General features: G+C 57.3%; 25 protein-coding genes and 1 pseudogene. 16 read left to right on the top strand and 10 right to left on the bottom strand.

The genetic code is table 11. The features are described from left to right. Window positions 1–316: 316 nt before the first annotated feature. Complete coding sequence (locus tag ACZ1HE_RS04380) at window positions 317–1201, bottom strand: EamA family transporter (RefSeq protein ID WP_472619715.1); 885 nt, start codon at window positions 1199–1201, stop codon at window positions 317–319. A 199-nt stretch (window positions 1202–1400) separates the two neighbouring features. Here ACZ1HE_RS04380 and speB point away from each other — a divergent pair, with 199 nt between their 5' ends. Genes speB through ACZ1HE_RS04360 form a run of 4 tightly spaced genes read left to right on the top strand, consistent with a single transcriptional unit; the run spans window position 1401 to window position 4022 of the window. After that, complete coding sequence (gene speB, locus ACZ1HE_RS04375) at window positions 1401–2360, top strand: agmatinase (RefSeq protein ID WP_472619714.1); 960 nt, start codon at window positions 1401–1403, stop codon at window positions 2358–2360. A gap of 3 nt (window positions 2361–2363) precedes the next feature. Further along, the gene (locus tag ACZ1HE_RS04370; RefSeq protein WP_472619713.1) at window positions 2364–3119 is read left to right on the top strand and encodes an SDR family NAD(P)-dependent oxidoreductase; all 756 of its coding nucleotides are present in this window, start codon (window positions 2364–2366) and stop codon (window positions 3117–3119) included. After that, on the top strand, window positions 3116–3382 hold the full coding sequence (locus ACZ1HE_RS04365; protein ID WP_472619712.1) for a hypothetical protein: 267 nt from the start codon (window positions 3116–3118) through the stop codon (window positions 3380–3382). The genes ACZ1HE_RS04370 and ACZ1HE_RS04365 overlap by 4 nt, the downstream gene beginning before the upstream one ends. Further along, a complete protein-coding gene (locus ACZ1HE_RS04360) occupies window positions 3327–4022 on the top strand; it encodes a polysaccharide deacetylase family protein (RefSeq protein WP_472619711.1) in 696 nt (231 codons plus the stop codon). Before ACZ1HE_RS04365 ends, ACZ1HE_RS04360 begins: the two co-directional genes overlap by 56 nt. Here the strand turns inward: ACZ1HE_RS04360 and ACZ1HE_RS04355 are convergent. Next, entirely contained in the window at window positions 4019–4966 is a 948-nt protein-coding gene (locus tag ACZ1HE_RS04355) for a LysR family transcriptional regulator (protein ID WP_472619710.1), read from the bottom strand. The two genes, ACZ1HE_RS04360 and ACZ1HE_RS04355, sit on opposite strands and share 4 nt — an antisense overlap. A 140-nt stretch (window positions 4967–5106) precedes the next feature. Between ACZ1HE_RS04355 and ACZ1HE_RS04350 the strand changes: the two genes are divergently transcribed. From ACZ1HE_RS04350 to ACZ1HE_RS04315, 8 genes are all read left to right on the top strand, one after another. Further along, window positions 5107–5958, top strand: a complete 852-nt coding sequence (locus ACZ1HE_RS04350; protein ID WP_472619709.1) for an ABC transporter permease — start codon at window positions 5107–5109, stop codon at window positions 5956–5958. Between the two features lie 14 nt (window positions 5959–5972). Further along, complete coding sequence (locus ACZ1HE_RS04345) at window positions 5973–6779, top strand: ABC transporter ATP-binding protein (RefSeq protein ID WP_472619708.1); 807 nt, start codon at window positions 5973–5975, stop codon at window positions 6777–6779. A 23-nt stretch (window positions 6780–6802) separates the two neighbouring features. Then, complete coding sequence (locus tag ACZ1HE_RS04340) at window positions 6803–7945, top strand: ABC transporter substrate-binding protein (protein WP_472619707.1); 1143 nt, start codon at window positions 6803–6805, stop codon at window positions 7943–7945. 98 nt (window positions 7946–8043) lie between these two features. After that, the gene (locus ACZ1HE_RS04335) at window positions 8044–8394 is read left to right on the top strand and encodes an FAD binding domain-containing protein (protein ID WP_472619706.1); all 351 of its coding nucleotides are present in this window, start codon (window positions 8044–8046) and stop codon (window positions 8392–8394) included. Further along, window positions 8342–8929: an FAD binding domain-containing protein gene (locus tag ACZ1HE_RS04330; RefSeq protein WP_472619705.1), complete on the top strand. Its 588-nt coding sequence runs from the start codon at window positions 8342–8344 to the stop codon at window positions 8927–8929. Before ACZ1HE_RS04335 ends, ACZ1HE_RS04330 begins: the two co-directional genes overlap by 53 nt. Further along, window positions 8929–9408, top strand: coding sequence for a (2Fe-2S)-binding protein (locus ACZ1HE_RS04325; protein WP_472619704.1), 480 nt, complete (start codon window positions 8929–8931; stop codon window positions 9406–9408). The genes ACZ1HE_RS04330 and ACZ1HE_RS04325 overlap by 1 nt, the downstream gene beginning before the upstream one ends. 43 nt (window positions 9409–9451) lie before the next feature. Beyond that, window positions 9452–11017, top strand: coding sequence for a xanthine dehydrogenase family protein molybdopterin-binding subunit (locus tag ACZ1HE_RS04320; RefSeq protein ID WP_472619703.1), 1566 nt, complete (start codon window positions 9452–9454; stop codon window positions 11015–11017). Further along, window positions 10983–11807, top strand: coding sequence for a xanthine dehydrogenase family protein molybdopterin-binding subunit (locus tag ACZ1HE_RS04315; RefSeq protein ID WP_472619702.1), 825 nt, complete (start codon window positions 10983–10985; stop codon window positions 11805–11807). The genes ACZ1HE_RS04320 and ACZ1HE_RS04315 overlap by 35 nt, the downstream gene beginning before the upstream one ends. Before the next feature lie 444 nt (window positions 11808–12251). On the opposite strand, the gene ACZ1HE_RS04310 is transcribed toward ACZ1HE_RS04315, so the two are convergent. The 6 genes and pseudogenes from ACZ1HE_RS04310 to ACZ1HE_RS04285 form a co-directional block, all read right to left on the bottom strand. Further along, window positions 12252–12491, bottom strand: a complete 240-nt coding sequence (locus ACZ1HE_RS04310; RefSeq protein ID WP_472619701.1) for an NnrT protein — start codon at window positions 12489–12491, stop codon at window positions 12252–12254. Next, the gene (locus tag ACZ1HE_RS04305) at window positions 12488–12661 is read right to left on the bottom strand and encodes a protein NnrT (protein WP_472619700.1); all 174 of its coding nucleotides are present in this window, start codon (window positions 12659–12661) and stop codon (window positions 12488–12490) included. Before ACZ1HE_RS04305 ends, ACZ1HE_RS04310 begins: the two co-directional genes overlap by 4 nt. A gap of 1 nt (window position 12662) precedes the next feature. Beyond that, window positions 12663–14550, bottom strand: a pseudogene (locus ACZ1HE_RS04300) (nitric oxide reductase activation protein NorD). Between the two features lie 4 nt (window positions 14551–14554). Continuing rightward, window positions 14555–15325, bottom strand: coding sequence for an AAA family ATPase (locus ACZ1HE_RS04295; protein ID WP_472619699.1), 771 nt, complete (start codon window positions 15323–15325; stop codon window positions 14555–14557). A 26-nt stretch (window positions 15326–15351) separates the two neighbouring features. Next, window positions 15352–16701, bottom strand: a complete 1350-nt coding sequence (locus ACZ1HE_RS04290; RefSeq protein WP_472619698.1) for a cbb3-type cytochrome c oxidase subunit I — start codon at window positions 16699–16701, stop codon at window positions 15352–15354. 20 nt (window positions 16702–16721) lie between these two features. Then, window positions 16722–17174, bottom strand: a complete 453-nt coding sequence (locus tag ACZ1HE_RS04285; protein ID WP_209249789.1) for a c-type cytochrome — start codon at window positions 17172–17174, stop codon at window positions 16722–16724. 118 nt (window positions 17175–17292) lie between these two features. On the opposite strand from ACZ1HE_RS04285, the gene ACZ1HE_RS04280 reads away from it, so the two are divergent. After that, complete coding sequence (locus ACZ1HE_RS04280; RefSeq protein WP_472619697.1) at window positions 17293–17496, top strand: DUF1858 domain-containing protein; 204 nt, start codon at window positions 17293–17295, stop codon at window positions 17494–17496. On the opposite strand, the gene ACZ1HE_RS04275 is transcribed toward ACZ1HE_RS04280, so the two are convergent. After that, window positions 17493–18206, bottom strand: coding sequence for a Crp/Fnr family transcriptional regulator (locus tag ACZ1HE_RS04275; protein WP_472619696.1), 714 nt, complete (start codon window positions 18204–18206; stop codon window positions 17493–17495). The genes ACZ1HE_RS04280 and ACZ1HE_RS04275 overlap by 4 nt on opposite strands. 153 nt (window positions 18207–18359) lie before the next feature. Between ACZ1HE_RS04275 and ACZ1HE_RS04270 the strand changes: the two genes are divergently transcribed. Genes ACZ1HE_RS04270 through ACZ1HE_RS04260 form a run of 3 tightly spaced genes read left to right on the top strand, consistent with a single transcriptional unit; the run spans window position 18360 to window position 20859 of the window. Further along, entirely contained in the window at window positions 18360–18791 is a 432-nt protein-coding gene (locus tag ACZ1HE_RS04270; protein ID WP_472619695.1) for a pseudoazurin, read from the top strand. A 60-nt stretch (window positions 18792–18851) separates the two neighbouring features. After that, complete coding sequence (gene nirK / locus ACZ1HE_RS04265; protein WP_472619694.1) at window positions 18852–20069, top strand: copper-containing nitrite reductase; 1218 nt, start codon at window positions 18852–18854, stop codon at window positions 20067–20069. Between the two features lie 19 nt (window positions 20070–20088). Beyond that, entirely contained in the window at window positions 20089–20859 is a 771-nt protein-coding gene (locus ACZ1HE_RS04260; protein WP_472619693.1) for a formylglycine-generating enzyme family protein, read from the top strand. A gap of 361 nt (window positions 20860–21220) precedes the next feature. Here ACZ1HE_RS04260 and ACZ1HE_RS04255 read toward each other — a convergent pair whose 3' ends face one another. Next, the gene (locus tag ACZ1HE_RS04255) at window positions 21221–22243 is read right to left on the bottom strand and encodes a sterol desaturase family protein (RefSeq protein ID WP_472619692.1); all 1023 of its coding nucleotides are present in this window, start codon (window positions 22241–22243) and stop codon (window positions 21221–21223) included. Window positions 22244–22309: the final 66 nt, after the last annotated feature.

The raw sequence follows: 22309 nt of genomic DNA, 5'->3' as shown, positions 1-22309 counted from the left end.
ACCTTAGGCAAGGTAAGCACTTACAAGTGAACTGCAAACGCTAGAATTACGGATATGGCATGGAATGAAATGCGGTAGTGTTTCAGTGATTTTATTTTTAATAGATGCCTAACAATCTCTTAGTCGATTGATATGGCTGCCTTCCTCTCCGCCATTTTCACTGAAAATTGTTCAGTTAGAAGGCGAGCAAGCTAACCATCCATCAAAAGCAAGTTGCTCAGGTTGCCTGAGTGCAAAGTACAGATTAACCCAACCTCGTGGAAGATCGCGTGGCTAAGTGGATATCTGCCTGACGTCTGAAAAAACAAATTATGGCCTAGTGGGCGGCGGTTAAGGCGACCCCTGCCAGAACCAGCGCTGTTCCGAAAATTTGTAGTGGCCTAACCCGCTCATTCAGAACCTTCCATGCTAACCCCATGGTAACAACCGGAAAGGTGGAAGCCACAACAGCTGTGATGGATCCATCGATCCCTTCGGTTGTACCCATCAGCAAGAATAAGAGGCCTCCTGAGTCCAGTAACCCATGGATTGCAAATAGCCCCCACCACCGCGCGGACGTAGGGATCGGCGACTGTCTTCGAACACGTAAGATGATCATGACAGTGACAAGGCCAATACAGCGCCCAAGCCACAGTACCTGCAGGTCGGAAATGGTGTTGGCTGCGCCTTGGAGAAACAGGATCGCAACGCCGTATGTCGTGCTTGCGGCGAGCGATGCAACAACTACATCTCGCAACTTGGCATAGCGTTTTTTCGGCCTGTTGCCGCCTGTGTGACCACCACTGCACGCACCGACGAGTGCCACGCCCATAAGGATACCCAGCACAGCAAGTAGCTGTATCGTCGAAAAGGTTGCTCCCAACAGCAAATGGTATCCAACAATCACCAATGGATGAGCCGCAACGATGGGGGCAACAACACTAATCTTACCAATGGACATGGCGTGAAAAAACAAAAGCAATGCCACGGTCATCGCCACACCGTGCAAGCAGGCCAGGAGGATCGCCTGCAGATTTGCAACCAAGAACAGGCCCACAAACCCGTTCTGAAACAGCATAAAGAGACTCAGAACGGGAAAGCTGATCATCAACATACCCGCCAATGATCGAGTAGCTCCGATGCGCGTGGAATTCTGGCTGGCAATGAAGTCGGCGACGCCCAGTGACAGTGCACTGAGGCCTCCCATTGTGATCGATATCATTGATTTTCAACTCATTATTACGAAGCGATGACAATTCTTCTTTGGGTTAGGCTCGTTCAACATCCGATCCTGCATCCGCTTTGAGGTTCAATTACATTGGCATTGATCAATGTTATCATCTCAAGCTGGCAAGTTTAACGATGTTTATGTGCTGTTACCGTGACTTCAACGGAGCCCACAAAACAAGAAAGATTCATCAATGAGCAGCCATGGATACGAAGGCGGTCGACTGAATTTGCCGTTCGTTGGCATTTGTACCTTCGCCAAAGGCGAGTATGTGGCAGATTGGAATGCAATTGACGCGGATGTTGCCGTTCTGGGTGCCCCTTTTGATTTCGGGTGCCAGTGGCGATCTGGCGCGCGGTTTGGCCCTCGCGCAATCCGCGAGGCGTCCACTTTGTTCTCATTCGGTCATGGCGGGGCCTATGACTTCGAAGACGACATCACCTATCTGCCCGCGGGCACAACCAAGATCGTGGACATCGGCGATGCCGACATTATCCACACCGATACGATCAACAGCCACGCCAATATAGAGGCGGGTGTTCGCGCCATTCTCAAGGTCGGCGCCCTGCCCGTCGTTCTTGGTGGCGATCATTCGATCAACATTCCCTGCATCAATGCCTTTGACGATCAAGAGCCGATCCACGTCGTACAAATCGACGCCCATCTGGATTTCGTGGATGAACGCCACGGTGTCCGTTACGGGCACGGCAACCCAATGCGACGCGCCGCGGAAAAGGACTATGTCACCGGGTTGACCCAATTGGGTATTCGAAACGTCTCGTCCACCGCGAAAGAAGGCTACACCCAGGCGCGAGAGATGGGATCAGATATCCTGTCGGTGCGCCACCTGCGCAAACTGGGTGTTCAGGGTGTGCTGGACCGCGTGCCCAAAGGCAAGCGGTACTATGTCACTATCGACATCGACGCGTTTGACCCTTCGATCGCGCCCGGCACAGGCACGCCCAGCCATGGCGGGTTTCAGTACTACGAAGTTCTGGAATTTCTCGATGGGTTGGCCAAGCGCGGCACCATCGTAGGTATCGACCTGGTCGAGGTGGCGCCGGATTATGACCACTCGGGCTCGACCTCGACCCTGGCTGCGCAGGTTCTGATGAACCTTATTGGCCGCATCCTGCACAACAGGGCCAGTTGAGTTATGGGCTCGGTCAACTATGGGGCAGAATTGATCGGTCGCCGGGCCGTGGTGACGGGTGCCGCCAGTGGTATTGGCGCAGCCTGCGCCAAGGCTCTGGCATCGCACGGTGTGTGGACAGCCTGCGTTGATATCGAAGCACCCGACCAAACCGTGACCGAGATCGAGGCCGCCTCGGGCCGCGCGGTTTCCATCGCCTGTGATGTGTCGAACGAAGAGGACGTGCTGGCGCTGTTTGCGCAGGTGCGCCAGTACATCGGGCGTCTGGATTTCCTGGTCCACTGCGCCGGGATCATCCACGAAAAACCGCTACTCGAGACGAACACGCAAGAGTTTGACCGCGTCATCGACGTCAACCTGCGCGGCACCTTCCTGATAGGGCGCGAAGGGATCCGGGCGATGCAACCCCACGGCGGGCGAGTGATCCTGATCTCGTCCGATCTGGGGTATCTGGGGCGCGAGACCTTCTCGCCCTATGTGGCATCCAAACACGGGGTCATCGGTTTGATGCGTTCGTGGGCCAAAGAGTTCGCCCCCAAGATTCTGGTCAACGCGATCTGTCCCGGCCCCATCGACACGGCAATGTTGTCAGCGGATCAGATGACCGAGGAATGGCGGACAAAAGAGCTGGACATTCCGCTGTCGCGCTTCGGCGACGCCGAAGAGATTGCCGATATGGCCGTATTCCTGACCTCGAATTCCTCAAAGTTCATCACCGGACAGGGGATGCACGTCAACGGTGGGAGTGTGATGCCATGATCAAGAACCCGGTTCCCTGGCCAAACGGGGCCAAATGCGCCGCTTGCGTTACCTTTGACATGGATGCGGACAGCTTGATCCATGTTGCACACAAAAACGATGGGCATTCGCGGGTTTCTGCCATTTCCATGCTGCGCTATGGGCCAGAGGTCGGCGTGCCGCGCATTGTCGACACCTACAAGCGCCTGGGCATTCGGCAGACATTCTTTGTGCCGTACCTGGTGCATCGAGCGCTACCCGGCCGCCGTCGAGGCGATGCTTGAGGGCGACAACGAGGTCGCTCACCACAGTTATATTCACGAACACCCCAGCGAATTGCCCGCGGCCGAAGAAGAATACTGGCTGGACCGGGCACTGGATGTGATCAAATCCGCAACCGGTCAGGCGCCACGAGGGTTCCGCGCCCCGCTCTACAATTTCTCGGACCGGACCGCAGACCTGCTGGCCGAGCGCGGGTTTTCCTATGACGCCTCACTGATGGGCGATGACGTCCCCTATTTTCTGGATTGCTCCAAAGGGTCCCTGGTCGAGCTTCCGACCCATTGGGGCCTGGATGACTGGCCGCAATATGTGCAGTCGGGCGATCTGGATTACATGATGCCCATCCGCGCCCCACGCGAAGGGTTTGAAACTTTCCGGCAAGAATTCGAAGCCGCGTACCGGCACGGGGGACTGTGGATTCCAGTTGTGCACCCCTTTGCCACAGGCCGTCTGGCCCGGTGGGAGGTGATGAGCGCTTTCCTCGAAGAAGTGATGGCGCGTGGCGACGTCTGGTTTGCACCGATGGAAGACATCGCGGCTCACGTACAGAAAGTGACAGACGACGGAACCTATTCCCCGCGCCGGGACCAGTTGCCGTATTATGACGCGCCGGTCAGCCCGATCCCAAATTTTACCGGCTAAGACACCGGATCTGCGATGCTCGTGTCCAGATCCGCGTCTATTTCCGCAATCGCGATGTCGAGATCTTCCAGAAAGGTCTCGACAATCACCGATCCACGCAGGTTCTTGCGGGTCACGATGAAGAACTCGGACGTATAGACGTATTCATCGCGCAGGATCGGCACCAGCTTCCCGGACTTCTCCCACATCTCGGCATAGTGGTTGGGCAGAAACCCAATATGCCCCCCTGCCAGCAACATCACCGCCGCCGCTTCGAGAAATTCGACCGAGGCGTGGTTCACGCTGTGGTCGCTCCCAAGCGGAAACAGATCTTCTCCCTCAAGATAGGATCGGGTGACCTTGCGGCTGTCGGCCACTGCCTGGCGGATGTCGGCCTTTTTGGTCAACCCGGCGATGGGGTGATTGCGCGAGCAGTAGAGCGTGTTGTGTTCCACATAGACGGGCTTGTACCGCAAATTGGGAACCTGACGGTCAAAGGTGCCAAACGCGATATCGATATCCCCGTCCAGCACCGCCTTTTCCAGATGGTTGGGTGTTAGGATCGACAGGCGAATCGCTATTTCGTTGGCCTTGTTGTTCAACATCTCAAGGCTGCGGATGATTGGACTGTTGGGGTCGGTCACAGTGCTGTCGATCAAACCAAGCTTCAGAAACCCGCTCAGCTTTCCCTTGAGCTCGAGCGTGATGTTCTGGAACTTTTCATGCGCTTTGAACAGAACCAACGTCTCTTGGTATACGCTTTCGCCCTTGCGTGTCAGGCGAAAACCGGTGCGCCCGCGATCGCACAAGCGAAAGCCAAGCCGTTGTTCCAACTGGTTAATATGACTGCTGATGGTGGGCTGGCCCACATTCAAAACCGCCTGAGCATTGGAAAACCCGCGGCATTCAACAACCGCACGAAAGACATGCAGCAGACGGATGTCAGTGTCACTCAGCCGGTACACATCGCCCTCCTTTGGTTACATTGATCCCACTCAATGTATCTGTGAATAACTTGCGATCCCATCACTAAATAAAAGAGATCATGTTGGGAACCGAAAATTGGGACGTGGGTTCAACCACGTGCTGGCAACAGGGAAATGAGATGTCGGACACAAGTATCAAAGCCGGAACCTCGGATCTGAAGGAAACGGCCGCCAAGCCGAAGAAACTTCAGCTTCTGGTCACTCTGAGCGGTAGACAAACGATGACATACGGCCTGATTGGCGCGTTGTTCTTTTTTGGCCTGTGGGAGGTGGCGCACCTTTTGACAGCAGAAGAAGCCAAAAGGTTCCTGCCGTCGCCGCTATCGGTTGTGCAGGCCTTGATCAATCTGATCCAGGAAAAGGACTATATGTCGGATGTCGGTATTTCCGCCTATCGGATCTTTGGCAGCTTCTTCATCGCCTGCGTGATCGCGATCCCGCTTGGCATCCTGATGGGCTGTTTTGCCCCGATCCGCGCGCTGATTAATCCGGTGATCTCGGGCGCGCGCTACCTGCCCGCCGCCTCGTTCATTCCGTTGCTGCTGGTGTGGTTTGGACCAACCGACAGCCAAAAGATGGCCCTGCTTGTTTTGGGCGTGGTGTTCTTTCTGATCGCCCTGATCCTGGACAACACCGAAGCCGTGCCCAAAGAGCTGATCGAAGCCGCGCAAACCATGGGTGCATCGCGCAAAGAGATCGTGATCAACGTCGTTGGTCGTGCCGCCTCGCCTGCGATCATGGACTCGATGCGCAACATGATCGCGGTCGCCTACACCTATCTGGTGATTGCCGAAATTGTCGCCGCCCAGGATGGCATCGGCGCGGTGATGATGCGCGCAGGCCGGTTCCTCAAGGTTGATGTGATCATGGCCGGCATTCTGACCATCGGCATCATGGGGGTTCTAACCGACATCGTGTTCCGGGTGGCAGCGCACTACGCCTTCCCATGGAACCGGAAACGCAAGGGCTGAGGGGGAAAGAGATCATGAAACTGAAACGTGACATCAGCGACCGCAACATCATCAGCGTCAACGAAGTGACCAAGACCTATCTGGGTGGATCCTTTACCGCCGTCGACAACGTGTCCCTCAACATCAAGGAAGGCGAGATTGTTGCCTTTGTCGGCCCCTCGGGCTGCGGCAAAACCACCGTCATGCGGATGGTGGCCGGGCTGGAAACACCCACCACGGGCGACATTCTGGTCAGCGGCCAATCTGTCCAAGGCCCCGGCCCCGATCGCGGTATGATCTTTCAGGCCTATACCTCCTTTCCCTGGCTGACAGCGCGCCAGAACGTCGAGTACGGCATGAAGATCTTGGGCATTCCCGCCGCAGAACGCCGGGACCGCGCGCAGAAATTGCTGGAAGAGGTGCACCTGAGTGCCGCAGCCGACAAATACCCCGCAGAGCTGTCAGGCGGCATGAAACAGCGCGTCGCCATTGCCCGGACGCTCGCCCAGAAACCCGAAGTTTTGTTGATGGACGAACCCTTTGGCGCACTGGATGCGCAGGTGCGTTGGGAAATGCAGGAGATGATGGTCGAGATCATGGATGTCGAGAAAAAGACCGTGATCATGGTCACCCACGACATTCAGGAAGCCATCTATATGGCCGACCGCATCGTGTTCTACACCCGCACACCAGGGCGGATCAAAGAAGACGTCTACATGGATTTCAAGCAGGGCTACCGCTTTACCAGCAAGGAAGATCTGCTGAGCCAGCCCGGATACCTGGAAATCGAGAAACAAATGTTTGCCTGGATGCGCGAAGAAATTCAGCTGCAGGCCGCCTGAAATCCACCACGGGAGAAGAAAAAATGAAAATCAAATCCATCCTTAAAACCGCTGCCAGCTCGTTGGCTTTGGGCGCAACGGTGATGGCTGGAACAGCCGCCGCCGAGGAAGAATTCACCGTCACCATGCTGTCCGTCTCGGTCTATGGTCCCTGGTTCATCGCCAAGGAAAAGGGCATGGCCGATGGCGTCGACATCAACGTCAAGATCATCGAGGACATCACCGCCCGCAACGCCGGTCTGGTCAGCGGATCGATTCAATGCATGATGACCACGATGGATTCCACCGTGGTGACCGCAGCGGCGGACGTGCCGGTCAAACACGTGGCTGTTCCGCTCATGTCTTATGGCCTGGACGAAATGGTGGTAGATGGCGCGATCCAATCCGAGGCTGATCTGGCGGGCAAGACCTATGCCGCCGACTATGGCTTCCTCAATCACATGTGGATGCTGCTGACGCTGAAAAAGAACGGCATTCCCTTTGATGGCGCCAACCACAGCATCATGCTCCCGCAGGATGCAACCGCCGCGTTCTCCAGCGGCGCTTTGGATGTGGATGTGAACTTTATTCCGTTTTCGACCCAATCAGCACAGCGCGATGGCGCGCATGTTCTGAAAAGCACCTTTACCGACAAGACCTATGAACGCGGGTTGGTGTCGGATTCGATTGCGTGTTCAACAAACTGGCTGGAAGAAAAGCCCGAGGTCGCCCGCGAGGTAATCCGCGCCTGGTTCGAGGCCGTTGATTGGTGGAAGCAAAACCCGGCCGAAGGCAACGCAATCATCGCCAAAGGACTGGACTGGCCCGAGGAAGACGTGCGTCTGACACAGGCTGGCGCGGTGATGCTGACCATTGATCAAAACAAGGGCGCCCTTGGAATGGGGGACGGGAAACCGCTGTGCGAAAGCATCCCGACTGAAGCCCCGCAACCCGATGGCAAACCAAGCGGCTGGGGTGCATTGGTCGGCAAGGATGTCGATTGCGAAGCCGGGTATCTGGCAGACACGTGGGACCTGTTCAGCAAGGTTTATCACGAGGCTGGCGTGGCCGATGCAACGATTTCGGCTGACGACGGCATTGATCCATCCATCATCGAATGGCTCGACGCCGAGGGGTTCGACGAAACCTATGGCAACAACAGCTGGGTTGGACGCCTGCCGATCTGATTGATCCCGACAGATTTTGTCGCCCGCCTAGACGGGGGGCGGACCTTCAACAGCCGGGGGCGTCACTGCCCCCGCCCTGGAAAGTTGTGGAAAATGCAATGAAATCAACATTCACATATCAACGTGCTCAATCCCCGGCCGAGGCGGTCGCCTTGCTTGCCGAAAAGGGCGAAGGGGCAAAGATCTGGGCTGGCGGTACAGATATGACGCTGCATTGGCAGCAGGAAAAGACCAAGCCAACCGCCTGCATCGACATTCGCGACCTGTCCGAGCTGGACTACATCCACGTCGAAAGCGATGCGATCCGCATCGGTGCGCTGACATCACTGGCCAGTGCTGGAGCGGTCGGCAGACCAGCACCACGTTCTGGCCTCGCTGAGCAAGATCACCAAGCTGATGGCAACCCCGCAGACACGGACCTTGGCGACGGTGGGCGGCAACCTGTGTAACGCATCGCCGGCAGCGGACCTTAGCCCGGCGTTTGTCGCACTTGGCGCGACCGCAAAGATCCTTGGCAAAGACGGCTCGCGCGCGGTGTCGATGTTCGACTTCTTCAAAGGAGTCAACAAAACCGCCTTGAACGGGGTCGAGATCCTCGAAGAAGTGTCGATCCCCCTGCCCTCGGATGGGACTGTCCATGTCTCTTATCGCCGGATTGATCGAACCGTCGTGGACATCGCGCTGGTCAATGGCTCTGCTGCGGTGACCGTTGGCTCCGATGGCGTGATCCGCAAGGTCGGCTTTGGTCTGGGCGCTGTTGCTCCGATCATCCTGAACGCGCCCGACGCCAGTGCCCAGCTCGAAGGGGTGGCGCTGACGGATGTGACCGTCGAAACGCTGGCCTCGGTCGCGGCGACAGCCGCGAAACACGCCAAACCCATTACAGACGTGCGCGCCTCTGCCGGATACCGGCAGGACATGGTCGAGATCATGCTGCGCCGCGCGCTGGAAGACACCATCAAAAACCACGGAGGCGCGATCTGATGACCGTACTCAAAGTCAATGGCCGCAATGTCGAAATCTCGGACCGCGGCGATCGGACCCTGGCCGATGCCTTGCGCACCGATCTGGGGCTGATCGGTGCTCGCGTGTCCTGTTCCGAAGGGGAATGTGGGTCCTGTACCATCCTGGTCGACGGGTTGCCGCAGACCTCGTGCCTGATGCTGGCGCAGCAGGCCGAAGGCAAGGACATCATGACCATCGAAGGCTTGGCGAGCGGTGAAACCCTGCACCCGATCCAGCAGGCCTTTATCGAAGAACAGGGGTTTCAGTGCGGGTTCTGTACACCCGGCTTCATCCTCAGCGCCAAGGCGTTTCTGGAAGAGAACCCAAACCCCACAGCGGACGAAGTTTCGGTCGGTATGAGCGGCAACATCTGCCGCTGCGGCGCCTACCCCTACATCGTCAAGGCCGTCTTGCGTGCCGCCGAGCTGATGAACGCCCCGGCGCAGGCCGCCGAATAACCCGACACTGCAACGACACGCCCGACATGGGCGGGAGGATAACATGGTAAAACACGACAAGAGCCTCAAGGTTGTGGGTCACGGCCTGCATGTGAAGGACGCCGTTGAAAAGGTAACCGGAACAATCCGTTACGGAGTCGACTACGAAGTGCAGAACATGGTGCACGGCAAGATCGTCCGCTGCCCGCACCCGCACGCCAAAATTATCAAGATCGACACCAGCAAGGCCGAAGAGGTGCCGGGCTACGTTGGCATCCTGACACATCACGACGTTCCACAGAACGATTGGGAAGCGGCCTGGTTCAACTATCGCGGCAAGGTGCTGGATGGGATCGGGCGCTTTGTGGGCGACGACATGGCAGCCGTCGCAGCCACCACGCCCGAGGCCGCGGCCAAGGCGGCTGAGCTGGTCGAAATCGAATACGAACTGCTGCCCGCCGTCTTCGACATGGAGGAGGCGCGCAAAGCAGATGCCCCCCAAATCCGGTATGAAGGCAACGAGCGCGACCCTTATGGCGTGTCCTGGGGGGATGTCGACGCCGGTAAGGCGGCCGCAGACGTCACCGTAGATTGCGACATCTTCTATGAAAGCCAGCAATATGCCCCCCTTGGCCGCAACGCTTGTATCGCGGAATGGATGGGTGATCGGGTGAATGTGATCACCTCGTCGCAGACCCCCAGCGAACTGCGCGACGGCGTACACGAGGCCTTGGGCATCCCACTGTCCAAGATCCGGGTGCAGGCCCTGCCAAGCGGCAGCTCGTTTGGGCAATGGTGGTCGAACAACTTCATGCTCATCACGGTGCTGCTGGCCAAGAAGGTCGGCAAAGCTGCCAAGATTGAACTGGACAACGAAGAATGCATGGCCACCGTCAAACGCCGCCATCAGGAGCGCACGCGCGGGTCGATGGGCTGCACCAAGGATGGTGAGCTGACGTTCTTTGAGTTTGACCACCTGATCGACAATGGCGGTTACGGCTTCAAGGATGATGTGGGGTTCTTCTGCGTCGACATGTGGGGCAAGAACGGCCACGGTGATTACAGCATCCACGGCATCAACACCAACATGGTGACCGCAGGCTGCATGCGCGGGGTCGGTGACTGTACGCTTGGCGCCAGTGTCGAGCGCTGTGCCGATCAGCTGGCCGAAAAGGTCGGAATCGATCCGGTCGATTTCCGCATCAAGAACCAGATCGTGTCGGGTGATGAGCTGCGGATGCAGCACAGCCGCCATAACCTTAAGGGACAAGTGGACGAATACATCAACAACGTGCCCGAACATCTGCGCAAGGATTGGCCAGAGCTGTTCAAACTGTCGGCTGGCGGAACCCGTGCGCTGCTCGAAAAGGGCTCGGACAAGTTCAACTGGAAAGACCGCTGGAAAGGTTGGGCTGTCCCCACCCAAACCGACGGCCCATTGCGTCGCGGGATTGGCGTTGGAACCGGCGCTCATGTCTGCGGTGTGGAATTTGAAGGCGCGTCAAACTCCATGGTTCGGATGAACCCCGATGGCTCGGCCAAGGTGCATTGCGCTGTGGGGCGTCAGGGCGCCGGGGCCGAAACCACCCAGTGCCATGGTCGTTGCCGAGGAACTGGGCCTGACGCTTGATCAAGTCGCCATCGAAACCGGCGATACAGACAGCTGCCCATGGAACCACGGCTCGCTGGCGTCCTCGACCATGTACCGCACCGGCTGGGCCAGCCGCGAGGCTGCCCGTGACGTCAAGAACCAGCTTCTGACCATCGCCGCACGCGAGTTTTTTGATGGCGTCGATCCATCCGAATTGGACGTAGAAAACGGCGAGGTCATTCACCGCGATCCCGGCAAGCACAACCAGCGGATTCCGTTTTCCGACGTGCTGAACGAGCTGCGCTCGGACACGCTGGGACAGACGTCTTCGATCACTGGCAGCCCACGGGTACCGATGCCGCCTTCGACCACTTTTGCACGTCAGTTCGGCGCGCAATTCTGCGAGGTCGAGGTCGACATCGAAACCGGCCAGATCAAACTGATCGATTTTCTGTGTGTTCAGGACAGCGGCACGGTGGTGAACCCTCAAGTGCTCAAGAACCAGATCATTGGTGCTGCGATCTGCGGATCCGGCTTTGCGATCTATGAACACATGATCTTTGACCAGGAAACAGGTGCGCTGAAGAACGGCAATCTGCTCGACTACAAGCTTTTACGCTGTGCCGACTTCCCGCATGACGCCGAGGTTCTGTTTGTCGAAGATCCCGATCCTGTTGGCCCCTTTGGCGCCCGCGGTGCCGGGGAATCCCCGATTGCCGCAGGCATCGCGGCGGTTGCCCAAGCTGTCTACAACGCAATTGGGGTTTGGGTCGACATGCCAATGACACCCGAGCGCGTGGTTGCCGCCATCAAGGCCAACGCGTCCTGATCGGCCAAGTCTTCAAAGCGGGGTCTGCTCCTCTTCCCTTCCACCCCAATGCTTTGATCGGCACCCGTTCAGAAATGAGCGGGTGCTGTTTTGCTCAGATACGTCTTAGGATCAAGTTTCACAGCCGACTATTGAAAGGCCCATTGAAGGCACTGCCAATCAAAACAGGTCGACGCGATGCGGAAGGGACGGCCCACTTTCTGCATTTCGGTTGGTTCCACCCCATGCACTGCACGTCAATCTGCGGGCAGGAAACACCCACCCTGCTCAGGGTCCTGGAACGCGATAAACCGGGCGGCGATGCCAAAACTGGTGACGTCAATGTGCGGCGTGGGTTGCGCTAGGCCGCAACCGTCATGATGAATCACAGTCGATCAAAATGGTTGGGAACACGAGCCCTTAAGCTTGCACAACGACGTGGTCAGGCAATTGAAATTTCGGCCCCTAATTTTTTGCCCCATTATCGGCGATTTCGATCAGATGCCTAATGTGGCGCGCAAAATACCACGTTGCTGGAACACCAATCACACAGCCCAAAAGGATAGACCATCCAGTCGACAGCACGGGAGCACCCACCCAGCTAAAGATCAAGGACGCAAAGAACACGTTCACGGCTGCGGCCCCGGCACCAAATGGATACAGGGCCAACGTGATCTTAATAACGGACCAACTTTGTTGCTTCATCGCCTGGCAACCAAAAGCTGCACCGCAATCAGTGCAAGAACCAACGCAATACTGCCAAGCGCAAACCAGAGCTCTGCCGTAGCGGACTGGGCCTGTGGTATTGGACGGTCGAAGGTTTCCGACCAGACCGGTGTTGCGACAGCAAAAAAGAAAATGGCGAAACGTAGCATGTCAGGTTTCCTTCGTCAGGGTTCGGTAAATTTCTGGCAGGGCGCGGGTCAGCCGCTCGGGGTTGGGCAGCAGTGTAAAACCGCCACGGCCGAAGATGCGGGCGAACCAGTCCTGGCCATCTTCATCAATGATGACGCCGTGCAGGCTCAGCCCATTGCGCCGCGCTTCGCGCACAGCCATGTGGCTGTCCTCGATGCCGTGCTGGCCCTCGTAGTGGTCCAGATCGTTGGGCTTGCCGTCGGTCAGGATGATCAACAGCTTGTGGGCCGAGGGTTCATCAGCCAGTTGCGCGCTGACGTGGCGGATCGCGGTGCCCAGGCGAGTATAATGGCCGGGACGCAAGGCGCCGATGTTGGCGGCGGTTTCGGCGTTCAGTGGTGTGTCAAAGGGTTTGCACTTGGTCAGAAACACCCGATCGCGCCTGAGCGATGAAAAACCCCAGATGCCGAACCGATCCCCAGCAGCATCGATGCCGGCTGGCCAGCGCTGCCATGGCTTCGCGCGCCACTTCGATAACGGATGTGTCCCCAATAGCGGCTTCAGTCGAGCGGGAATTGTCGATTAGAAAGGCCACGGATAGGTCACGTTCAGTTTGCCGCAATTCCTGCCAGATGCGGTCAGAGCCGCGTCCATTGGCCATTAGATCGGCCCGTGACGTCAACAAGGCATCCAAATCCAATTCGGATCCGTCGACTTGCCTAGGTTGCAGGATACGGCGGGGGCGCAGTGCCTCGAATTGGCGCCTCACTTCGCGTACACGGCGTTCGTTGGGTTGGAACGGATGCGTGTCGTCCGGCTGTGCCGGCGCTTCGAGCACGCGGCAATGCCCATCCATGTAGCTGCGCGAGCGGTGGTTCCATTCCGGGTAAGTGAATTCACCCGCCAGCGCTTCGTGATCGGCATCGGCGGGCGACAGATCCAGATGCAATCGCAGACGCGTTGCGGCTTTGCGGTCGTGTTTGGACAGGGTGATCTGGTCCTGATCGTCCGCCGCTTTCTGGGCGTTTTCGTCGTCGTCATCATCGACACTGCGGTTGATGTTCATCGACTCGACCCAAGACAGGATCGATTCAAAACGGTGGATGATAAAGCTGTCCTTGCGGTTCTGTTGGTCCTGATCCTTGCGTTCACCCAGCTTACGATTTGTGTGTGCCGCATTGGGAGGCGGAGCGACAGGATCGGCCTGCTCGTCTGTGGCCGCAGCGCCGGACCCCGGTCTGGCGTACTTCAGCCAGATAGGGACCGGAGCAAAGGGTTTGTAGCCGCGCGGAGTATCACCTGTTTGGAGTGCTGAGGAAAAACCACATAGCTGATCACAAACGGCCTTTTCGATTTCGGCCTCCAAACCTGACCGGATCACTTGGGGTCGCGAACCTGTGCAGTGTTGCGCCATTTCAGCATAGGCCTGGCGCAACCCCGGACATTGTTTGAACGCCACATCAGCGGCGTGGGCGTTTGCCTGTATTTGCGCCACGTCTAAGGCGGGACCAGCCTCGGGGAGGTTCAATTCGGTCAGCTGACTGACCGCGGCCTGAGCCGTCAGCCAGAAATATGCGGCCCGGTTCAGGCGTGCCTCGGGGAAAGCGGCGATGGCGGGTGGCAAAGACAGCCGCTCGCCATCATAACTTGCCACCCATTCCCGGTCTCGTTCCGCCCCCAAACTGCGACGCATGGGACGGCGGTGGCGCACCAGTGTGGCCGGGGCCTCGGCCAGTTCGACGCCTTTAGCGCCCCCCAGGGCCCGAAACAGCACGGAAAGGCTTGAACGGACCGAGGCAAGTGTCACCGCCGCCTGCGGGTGACTCTCGCCCAAGGCGATGCCACTGGCCATGTCATGCCAGAGGTTGCCTACCGCCTCTTCGGGCTCCATCAGATCCAGAAATCGCATGGGCCTATCCGTAAATGGTGGCAACCAGATCGCGCAGCGCCTGCTGCATGTCCGGTTCATCCGTCAGCGGCTCAACGATGGCAGCCTCAATCGCTTGGGTGACGCCCATTCCGCCAGCCATCAGGGTGGCGGCATAGATCAGCAGACGGGTTGAAACGCCTTCTTCCAGGTCCATGCCCGACAGCTCGCGGATATGCCCGCCAAGCCGAACCAAGGGCGCAACGCGGCCCGGCTCCAACCGGCTTTCCTGCGCGACAATCGCGATCTCGGTCTCTTCGCGGGGAAAGTCAAAGGACGCCGACAGAAACCGCTGCCGGGTGGAGGGTTTCAGACGTTTGAGCACATTCTGATAGCCGGGGTTGTAAGAGGCCACCAGCATGAACTCGCTCGGTGCAACCAACTCTTCACCCGTGCGGTCGATCATCAGCGTGCGCCGTGTGTCCGTCAGCGGGTGCAGGACCACGGTGACGTCCTTGCGCGCCTCGACCACTTCATCAAGGTAACAGATACCGCCTTCGCGCACGGCACGTGTAAGCGGGCCATCGACCCAGACGGTTTCGCCGCCCTTGAGCAAATAGCGCCCGATCAAGTCCGCCGCCGACAGATCGTCATGGCAAGCCACGGTGTAAAGCGGTTTACCCAGTTTCGCTGCCATATGTTCGACAAAGCGGGTTTTGCCGCAGCCGGTCGGCCCCTTCAGAAGAAGGGGCAAACCATTGTCATAAGCCGTCTCGAACAGCTCACACTCGCGCGCGACAGGCTGATAATACGGCAAGGTGGGGGAGATTGCATGTTCATACCTTACTCTCCTGGAACCGAACTTGCGTCACCGGGGGCAATGACTTCGTCTTTGCGAACAACAAGCATTGCGTAGATGAAGAGCAGCGCCCCGATCACCACGGCGGCACCCGCGCCGAACCGCATCAGATAGAACACCGACAGGCTGTCCTGCACGTCCATGTAGTAGTCACCGACCACCCGCTGCATGTGGGTCTGGATGGTTCCCGCAAAGGTCAGGACAAAGGTCATGAACGCCATGCCACCCGTCATCAGCCAGAACGAGGCCATGTTCAGCACTTGATTGTACGGCATCCGCCCGCGCAGCATCGGCATTGCGTAAGTAAACATCGCCAGGTTCAGCGCCACATAAGCTCCGTAGAATGCCAGGTGACCGTGGGCCGCGGTGATCTGCGTGCCGTGGCTGTAGAAGTTCACCCCGTGCAACGTGTGCAGGAAGCCCCAGACACCGGCGCCAAAGAAGGCCACCGTTGATGCCCCCAGCGACCACAGAAGCGCGGCCTTGTTGGGGTGGTTCTTGCGGCCTTTCCAGACCATGACAAAGGCAAAGCTCATCATCAGGAAGAAGGGGATCACCTCAAGCGTCGAGAAGATGGAGCCGATCCACTGCCAGTAGCCCGGCAAACCGATCCAGTAGAAGTGGTGCCCGGTGCCAAGGATGCCGGAAAACAGCGCAGTGGCGACGATGACATAGAGCCATTTTTCCACCACTTCACGGTCCACACCGGTCAGTTTCAGCAGAAGGAAGGCCAGGATCGCGGCCATCACCAGTTCCCAGGTCGCCTCGACCCACAGGTGAACAACAAACCACCAGTACATCTTGTCCAGGCTCAGGTTGTCGGGGTTGATAAAGGCAAAGACCCACAACAGCGACAACAGCCACAGACCCATGAGCAACACGTTGGTGATCGCGGTTTTCTTACCCGCGAGAACCGTCATCGAGATGTTGAACAAGAAGATCAGCGCAGCAACAAGAATGCCGAACTTGACCCAGAGCGGTTGCTCAAGGAATTCACGCCCGCCGTGGATGCCCACGAGGTAGGATCCCACTGCGCCCAACGTGCCCACCAGCAGGATAATCAACTGGATATAGGCCAGTTTGACCGAATAGATCTCGCGTTCTGATTCCTCGGGTATCAGGAAGTATGCGGCCCCGAAGAAGCCCAGCAACAGCCAGACGATCAGCGCGTTGGTGTGGATCATGCGGATGATGTTGAATGGCAAAAGTTCAGACAGGAAATTGGGCGAGACATAGATCCAGCCTGCCAGCAGCCCGCCCAGCACTTGAATGCCAAACAGCGCAATGGCCGCCAGAAAGTAATAGAGCGCCACTTTTTGAGATTGATATTTCATGGTTTTTCTCCTTGCGCCCCTTAACCCGCGTCGTTGGGCGGCCAGCCCTGCGTGTCGGTTTGATCGGCCCAACGAAGGAACTCGGCCAAGCCGCGTGTCTCTTCTTCGGTCAGCTCAAAGAACGGCATTTGGCGACGACCTTCGATGCCGGTGGGCTGCGATTTCATCCAGCCATCCAGCGTCTCATAGGCGTCTTCCGGCGAATCCATCACGTCCCACCGGGTCATGACGTTGCCCAACTCGGGCGCGAAATAGGCGCCTTCGCCGTGCAGGCTGTGACAGTTGATGCAGGAATGGCGCTCCCAGACGTGTTTGCCCAACACGACCTCTTCGCTCAGTTCCATACCTGCGGTTGATTGGTTCACCACGTATCGGTGGCTGTGGACGGTCATCCCCACAAAGATCACGACAAAGAATATCGAGCCCCCGTAGAAGATGTTGCGCGCCCTCGATTTTGTTAAGATTTCAGCCATGCGTCGGCCTCCTTCACCTCGGGATGCCTATTGGTAGCCCGGGTAGTGAGGTCCAAATTTGCGCCAGCACAACGTTTGTCGCGGTTCAGTCTCTACGTTTAGGGGAAAGGAGCCGCGTATGCCCCGCCTAGATGACCCTGATCTGATGCTGTCGGACGTTTTGAGCCTGTGGCCACAAACCATTTCCGTCTTTTTACGTCATGGGATGCTGTGCGTGGGCTGCGTGGTCAATCCGTTCCACAGCATCACCGACGCTTGTCTCGAATACGATTTGGACGAACAGGAGTTTCTGGCCGAGCTTCAAAGCGCTATCGACAATTAGTTTTGAGACAATTCGACCAAAGCGTGAGGGTCACAAACTTTGATACGCTTGCGCTTACTCTCGACAATGCCTTGCTTTTCCCAAGCACTCAGCAACCGGCTGACCGTGTGCAGGGTGGTGGCTGTCAGCTCGGACAGGTCCTGGCGGGTGATAGGAAAGTTAATCTCGATCCCGTCATCGACCTTGCGCCCGGTTTGATTGATCAGGCGCAGCAGCGCATTGGCGACACGCTGTTCTACCTGTTGCGTGGCCAGTTCCACGATGCGCGTGTTCAGTTCGCCAACACGGTGGCCCACGGTCTTGTAGGTCTCGGTCGCAAAGCCGTCGTATTCCGCAACGAACGTGTCCCACAATCGCATCGGCCAGCTGAGCACGATGGATTCAGTCGCGGTTACCGCCGTGGCCGGATAGCTTTCGCGCCCGATGGCCTTGGCAATACCCAACAGCTGCCCGGATGGAATGTGCAGAGCTGTGACTTGCTCACCGGTCTGAGTGACACGGACGACGCGAACATATCCATCTAGCAGCATAAAGAACCGCTCGGCCCTCTCCCCCTCTTCAAAGATATGTGCACCTTCGTCGTAACGCCGCGAACTGGCCTGATCCAGAATGACGCGAATCTGGCGCCGCTCGAGTTTCGAAAACGGCGGCAGGTGCGTCAGCAGGCTTTCATCAAGCCGCGGCAGGATCTTCTTGGCATTCTCAGTCATTGCACTTCCGAATTGGCACATTCGCGGCAACAAAGCCAGTTCACTGCCAATCCCACCTTCCAAAAACGCCGGAAACCTTGCGCCAGCGCAAATTTCGTTTCGCACAACCCAATAGAGTCCAGCTCAAGAGATCAAAAATGGAAGGACAGACCGATGATCCGCGCAATTGCAACCGGAGCCGCCTTGGCCACAATGATGGTCGGCGCTGCCTTTGCGGAAACCTATGAGGTCAAGATGCTCAACAAGGGCGCCGACGGCGAGCGTATGGTTTTTGAGCCAGCGTTCATTCAGGCCGCACCAGGGGACACCATCAAGTTTCTGGCGAGTGACAAGGGCCACAACGCCGAGACCGGCAAAGGCCTGATCCCTGAAGGCGCCGAAGGCTTTAAAGGCAAGATAAACCAAGAGATTGAGGTCACCCTGGAAACCGAAGGTGTCTATGGCGTGATCTGCAAGCCGCACTACGCCATGGGCATGGTGATGACGATTGCCGTTGGCGACGTCCAGCCGCCCGAGGATTTCCTGGCAGGCCGCGTGCCGAAGAAAGCCAAGCAACGTTTTGAAGCCCAATTGGCAAACTTCTGATCCCTGTTTCGGCGGCAGGATTAGGACCTGCCGCCCACATCCGACCCCAAGGAGGATAAAATGACCAAGTTCATCAACCCAGGCCTTATGAAAACAAGCCGCCGCAATGTGCTGCGCGGATCGGTTCTGGCCGGTGCCGCCGCGATGACCGGCGCCACCGCCATGGCTGCCCGACGCAGCCCCATGCCGCTCAAGGCGGATGCCGCGTCAAAGAACTTGCACAAGGCAGCCGCCGAGCAGACTGCAGACAGCACTGCGAAGCCTGCGGATCTGTCGGGCTATACCCGTGTGAAGCAGGAACTTGTTGCGCCGCCCTTTGCCCCTGAGCACGAGCAGATTGCCACCGGTGGCCCGAAGATCATCGAGATCACCATGGACACCACCGAACGTCTGATGGTGGTGGACGAAGACACCGGTGCATCCGTTTGGGCGTTGACCTACAACGGCTCGGTCCCCGGTCCGCTGATCATCTGCCATGAAGGCGATATGGTTGAGCTGACCCTGCGCAACCCCGAAGACAGCGTGATGGAGCACAACATCGACTTCCACGCATCGACCGGCGCTTTGGGCGGTGGTGGCCTGACCCACGTTTATCCGGGCGAGGAAACCGTGCTGCGCTGGAAAGCGACCAAGCCTGGCTGTTTCACCTATCACTGCGCACCTGGTGGGGCGATGATCCCTTATCACGTCACCCACGGAATGAACGGCGCAGTCATGGTGCTGCCGCGTGACGGTCTGAAAGACGCCGATGGCAACCCGCTGAAGTACGATAAGATCGCCTATATCGGCGAGCAGGACTACTACCTGCCGATGGACGAAAACGGCGAGTACAAAACTTATGAAGCCGCCGGTGACGACTATGCCGACAGCCTGGATGCGATGCGGACGCTGACACCCACGCACTCGGTGTTCAACGGCGCGGTTGGTGCTCTGACCGGCGAAAATGCGCTGAAGTTCAACGTTGGTGAGACGGTTCTGATGATCCACAACCAAGCCAACCGCGACACCCGCCCGCACCTGATCGGTGGTCACGGTAACTATGTCTGGGAAACCTCGTTCACGGACACACCCCAGACCGGCGTTGAAACCTGGTTTGTCCGGGGCGGATGTGCGGTTGCGGCGATGTACACCTTCGAACAGCCCGGCGTGTACGCCTATGTGAACCACAACCTGATCGAAGCGGCGCTGCTGGGTGCCACCGCACACTTCATCGTAGAAGGTGAGTGGGACAACAATCTGATGGAACAGGTCGTCGCTCCGCGTCCCTTTGCAACCTAAGACTGCTGGACGATAGACCATGAACGCCACCGCCATACACCTGACATCCACGAGGGGCAAAATTTGCCTGATGGGTGCCAGTGTGGCGGTGGTACTTTTGGCCGGGTGGACATGGCAGAACTATTCCTCGGTCCCAACACAGCCCATGCCTGACATGGCCGATCGCCTGATCGTTATGCCCGACGGCAAGGCACTCCAAGTTCAACGCTACGAGGTCACGGTGAACGAATGGAACCGTTGCCACGAGGACGGTGGCTGTATCCTGAAACTGCGCACCCGTCCTGGCCTTGATCCCGCGACAACACCAGCCACCGGTCTTAGCTACCTGGACGTCAATGAGTACCTGCAATGGTTCAACGCTGCGACAGGACATGAATTTCGCCTACCAACAATTGCGGAATGGGAACAAATGGCCAGCTCTGTATTACCGGAAGAGCCGGATCCAATTTTTACTGATCCTTCGCTGACCTGGGCCTCAGCCTATTTGACAGAGGGGATCGCGCCACGTGCACTGAAACCGCAGGGTAGTTTTTCCAGTACTCCCGAAGGAATAGCCGATCTGGATGGAAGTGTCTGGGAGTGGACACAGGATTGCTATGCCGGAAGCAACAGCGAAATCGATCCGGACCGGTGTCCGGCCTTCTTTGTCGGTGGGGAGCACCTGGCAGCGATACCTTTTCTGGTTCGTGACCCCGCACGTGGTGGATGTGCCGTAGGTTCGCCACCGGCTCATCTTGGAATGCGGCTGGTTTCAGACACGAGACCCAATAATTCATCGCCAGATCTTTGATCAAGAAACCAATGTTGCATGGTTCGACTGGCTTTTTGTTCTTCCTGGTGACTGATCTGGAATTCCCAATTGTCTTTCGTCAGTCAAGATCGAACCAAATAGATCGGCAACCATGTATCACATTGTGAACAGAGCTACCGCTGCCAAAGTCGGTAGAGCCGGTGCTCAAATCCTAGCGATATTCGCTGAAACAAAACAGACATACCATCATTCGTGCAAACCGCCTGAACGGTTTTTCTTTGTGAGTTGTGGTCGCTCTTGTCGGATAGACACCATCGCAAACATCAATCGGTATTCTGGACGCAACTCACCACACAATCAAAGTACCCAATGGACAAATAGCCAATGGATTCAGCGTTGTTCAACCCAGGGACCTTGGCTGTGAAGCGCGCTTTTTAGGGTTGCCAGCCAACGATCGTTTACCGCCTTCTCGCAACTTGCGAACGCGGCGCCTGAAGATTTGGGCAATGTCTGCAAACGGGCGCAGGTAGATGTAAAGTACATTCGATGGATGAGATTCAGTCGGCTGCAGACCGAACTTCAATACGGCATCCTGTTCGGACAAATGCAAGGAACCAAAGATCCAATCCCACACGGCCAATGCAACACCGAAATTCTTGTCATGATGTTCGCGTGCAATTGAGTGATGCACCTGATGTTGCGCCGGAGATATGAGAACATGTTCCAGCCACGGCCAATATCGAATTGCTATGTGTGAGTGCCGCAGGTTTGAGCCTGTGACGTGAAACACGAACGACATGACGTTGACGCCGAGCACTGTATAAAGATCAACCGCGCTCCCAAACAGAAAGAGGAAGACGGCCATTGTCGTTCCCTGCGCAACGGCACTGCGCAGACTGTAAAGCACCCCCTCCAAAGGGTGCGTTCGGTACACCGTTATCGGGGTCATGGTTTCCGCAGAGTGGTGGGTTTTATGAATGGCCCATAACAGTGGCCAACGGTGCATCCAGCGGTGCAACAGATACTTGGTAAAGTCATCAACCACAAAAATGGTCAGCGTGAACAGTGCTACGATCACGCCTGCTGGGGCTTCAGAGAAAACCCCTCGCTGTAAAAAGCTCAGATCATGAAGTGCGTAATACAAGGCTGTCGCGATTGCCAGCTGTGTGACCAGCAAGGGCGAGATGAACATCGTGAATGCACGGTTGATGAGGAAGATCTTGTAGTCCGCCTTGGCCGACGGCGAAAATAGGATTTTGCGATCAAATACCTGCTGAAATGCCCGCCGGATTGAAGATTTCCGGACTGCAACCAACCAAACGAACGCGATCAGAACCGTCAAAAACAGATACCCCAAAAAGACGCGCTTCTTGGGGTTGCTGAAGTCTGCCAGAACAGACCCTATATAGTCGACAAGATCCAAAGTATGCCTTTCGGCTGAGAATGCCCGGCGATGCTGAGTTCATCACCGGGCACGGATCGGAAGATC

This window comes from Falsiruegeria sp. JB4-1 (genome assembly GCF_055693495.1).
The sequence above is the reverse complement of the archived record's forward strand: the minus strand, read 5'-3'. Positions and strand labels throughout refer to the sequence as shown.

Coding starts and splice junctions, on each gene's coding strand:
- ACZ1HE_RS04380 (WP_472619715.1), bottom strand. CDS start 1,201: ATGATATCGATCACAATGGGAGGCCTCAGTGCACTGTCACTGGGCGTC.
- speB (WP_472619714.1), top strand. CDS start 1,401: ATGAGCAGCCATGGATACGAAGGCGGTCGACTGAATTTGCCGTTCGTT.
- ACZ1HE_RS04370 (WP_472619713.1), top strand. CDS start 2,364: ATGGGCTCGGTCAACTATGGGGCAGAATTGATCGGTCGCCGGGCCGTG.
- ACZ1HE_RS04365 (WP_472619712.1), top strand. CDS start 3,116: ATGATCAAGAACCCGGTTCCCTGGCCAAACGGGGCCAAATGCGCCGCT.
- ACZ1HE_RS04350 (WP_472619709.1), top strand. CDS start 5,107: ATGTCGGACACAAGTATCAAAGCCGGAACCTCGGATCTGAAGGAAACG.
- ACZ1HE_RS04345 (WP_472619708.1), top strand. CDS start 5,973: ATGAAACTGAAACGTGACATCAGCGACCGCAACATCATCAGCGTCAAC.
- ACZ1HE_RS04340 (WP_472619707.1), top strand. CDS start 6,803: ATGAAAATCAAATCCATCCTTAAAACCGCTGCCAGCTCGTTGGCTTTG.
- ACZ1HE_RS04335 (WP_472619706.1), top strand. CDS start 8,044: ATGAAATCAACATTCACATATCAACGTGCTCAATCCCCGGCCGAGGCG.
- ACZ1HE_RS04330 (WP_472619705.1), top strand. CDS start 8,342: ATGGCAACCCCGCAGACACGGACCTTGGCGACGGTGGGCGGCAACCTG.
- ACZ1HE_RS04325 (WP_472619704.1), top strand. CDS start 8,929: ATGACCGTACTCAAAGTCAATGGCCGCAATGTCGAAATCTCGGACCGC.
- ACZ1HE_RS04320 (WP_472619703.1), top strand. CDS start 9,452: ATGGTAAAACACGACAAGAGCCTCAAGGTTGTGGGTCACGGCCTGCAT.
- ACZ1HE_RS04315 (WP_472619702.1), top strand. CDS start 10,983: ATGGTCGTTGCCGAGGAACTGGGCCTGACGCTTGATCAAGTCGCCATC.
- ACZ1HE_RS04310 (WP_472619701.1), bottom strand. CDS start 12,491: ATGAAGCAACAAAGTTGGTCCGTTATTAAGATCACGTTGGCCCTGTAT.
- ACZ1HE_RS04305 (WP_472619700.1), bottom strand. CDS start 12,661: ATGCTACGTTTCGCCATTTTCTTTTTTGCTGTCGCAACACCGGTCTGG.
- ACZ1HE_RS04290 (WP_472619698.1), bottom strand. CDS start 16,701: ATGAAATATCAATCTCAAAAAGTGGCGCTCTATTACTTTCTGGCGGCC.
- ACZ1HE_RS04285 (WP_209249789.1), bottom strand. CDS start 17,174: ATGGCTGAAATCTTAACAAAATCGAGGGCGCGCAACATCTTCTACGGG.
- ACZ1HE_RS04280 (WP_472619697.1), top strand. CDS start 17,293: ATGCCCCGCCTAGATGACCCTGATCTGATGCTGTCGGACGTTTTGAGC.
- ACZ1HE_RS04275 (WP_472619696.1), bottom strand. CDS start 18,206: ATGACTGAGAATGCCAAGAAGATCCTGCCGCGGCTTGATGAAAGCCTG.
- ACZ1HE_RS04270 (WP_472619695.1), top strand. CDS start 18,360: ATGATCCGCGCAATTGCAACCGGAGCCGCCTTGGCCACAATGATGGTC.
- nirK (WP_472619694.1), top strand. CDS start 18,852: ATGACCAAGTTCATCAACCCAGGCCTTATGAAAACAAGCCGCCGCAAT.
- ACZ1HE_RS04260 (WP_472619693.1), top strand. CDS start 20,089: ATGAACGCCACCGCCATACACCTGACATCCACGAGGGGCAAAATTTGC.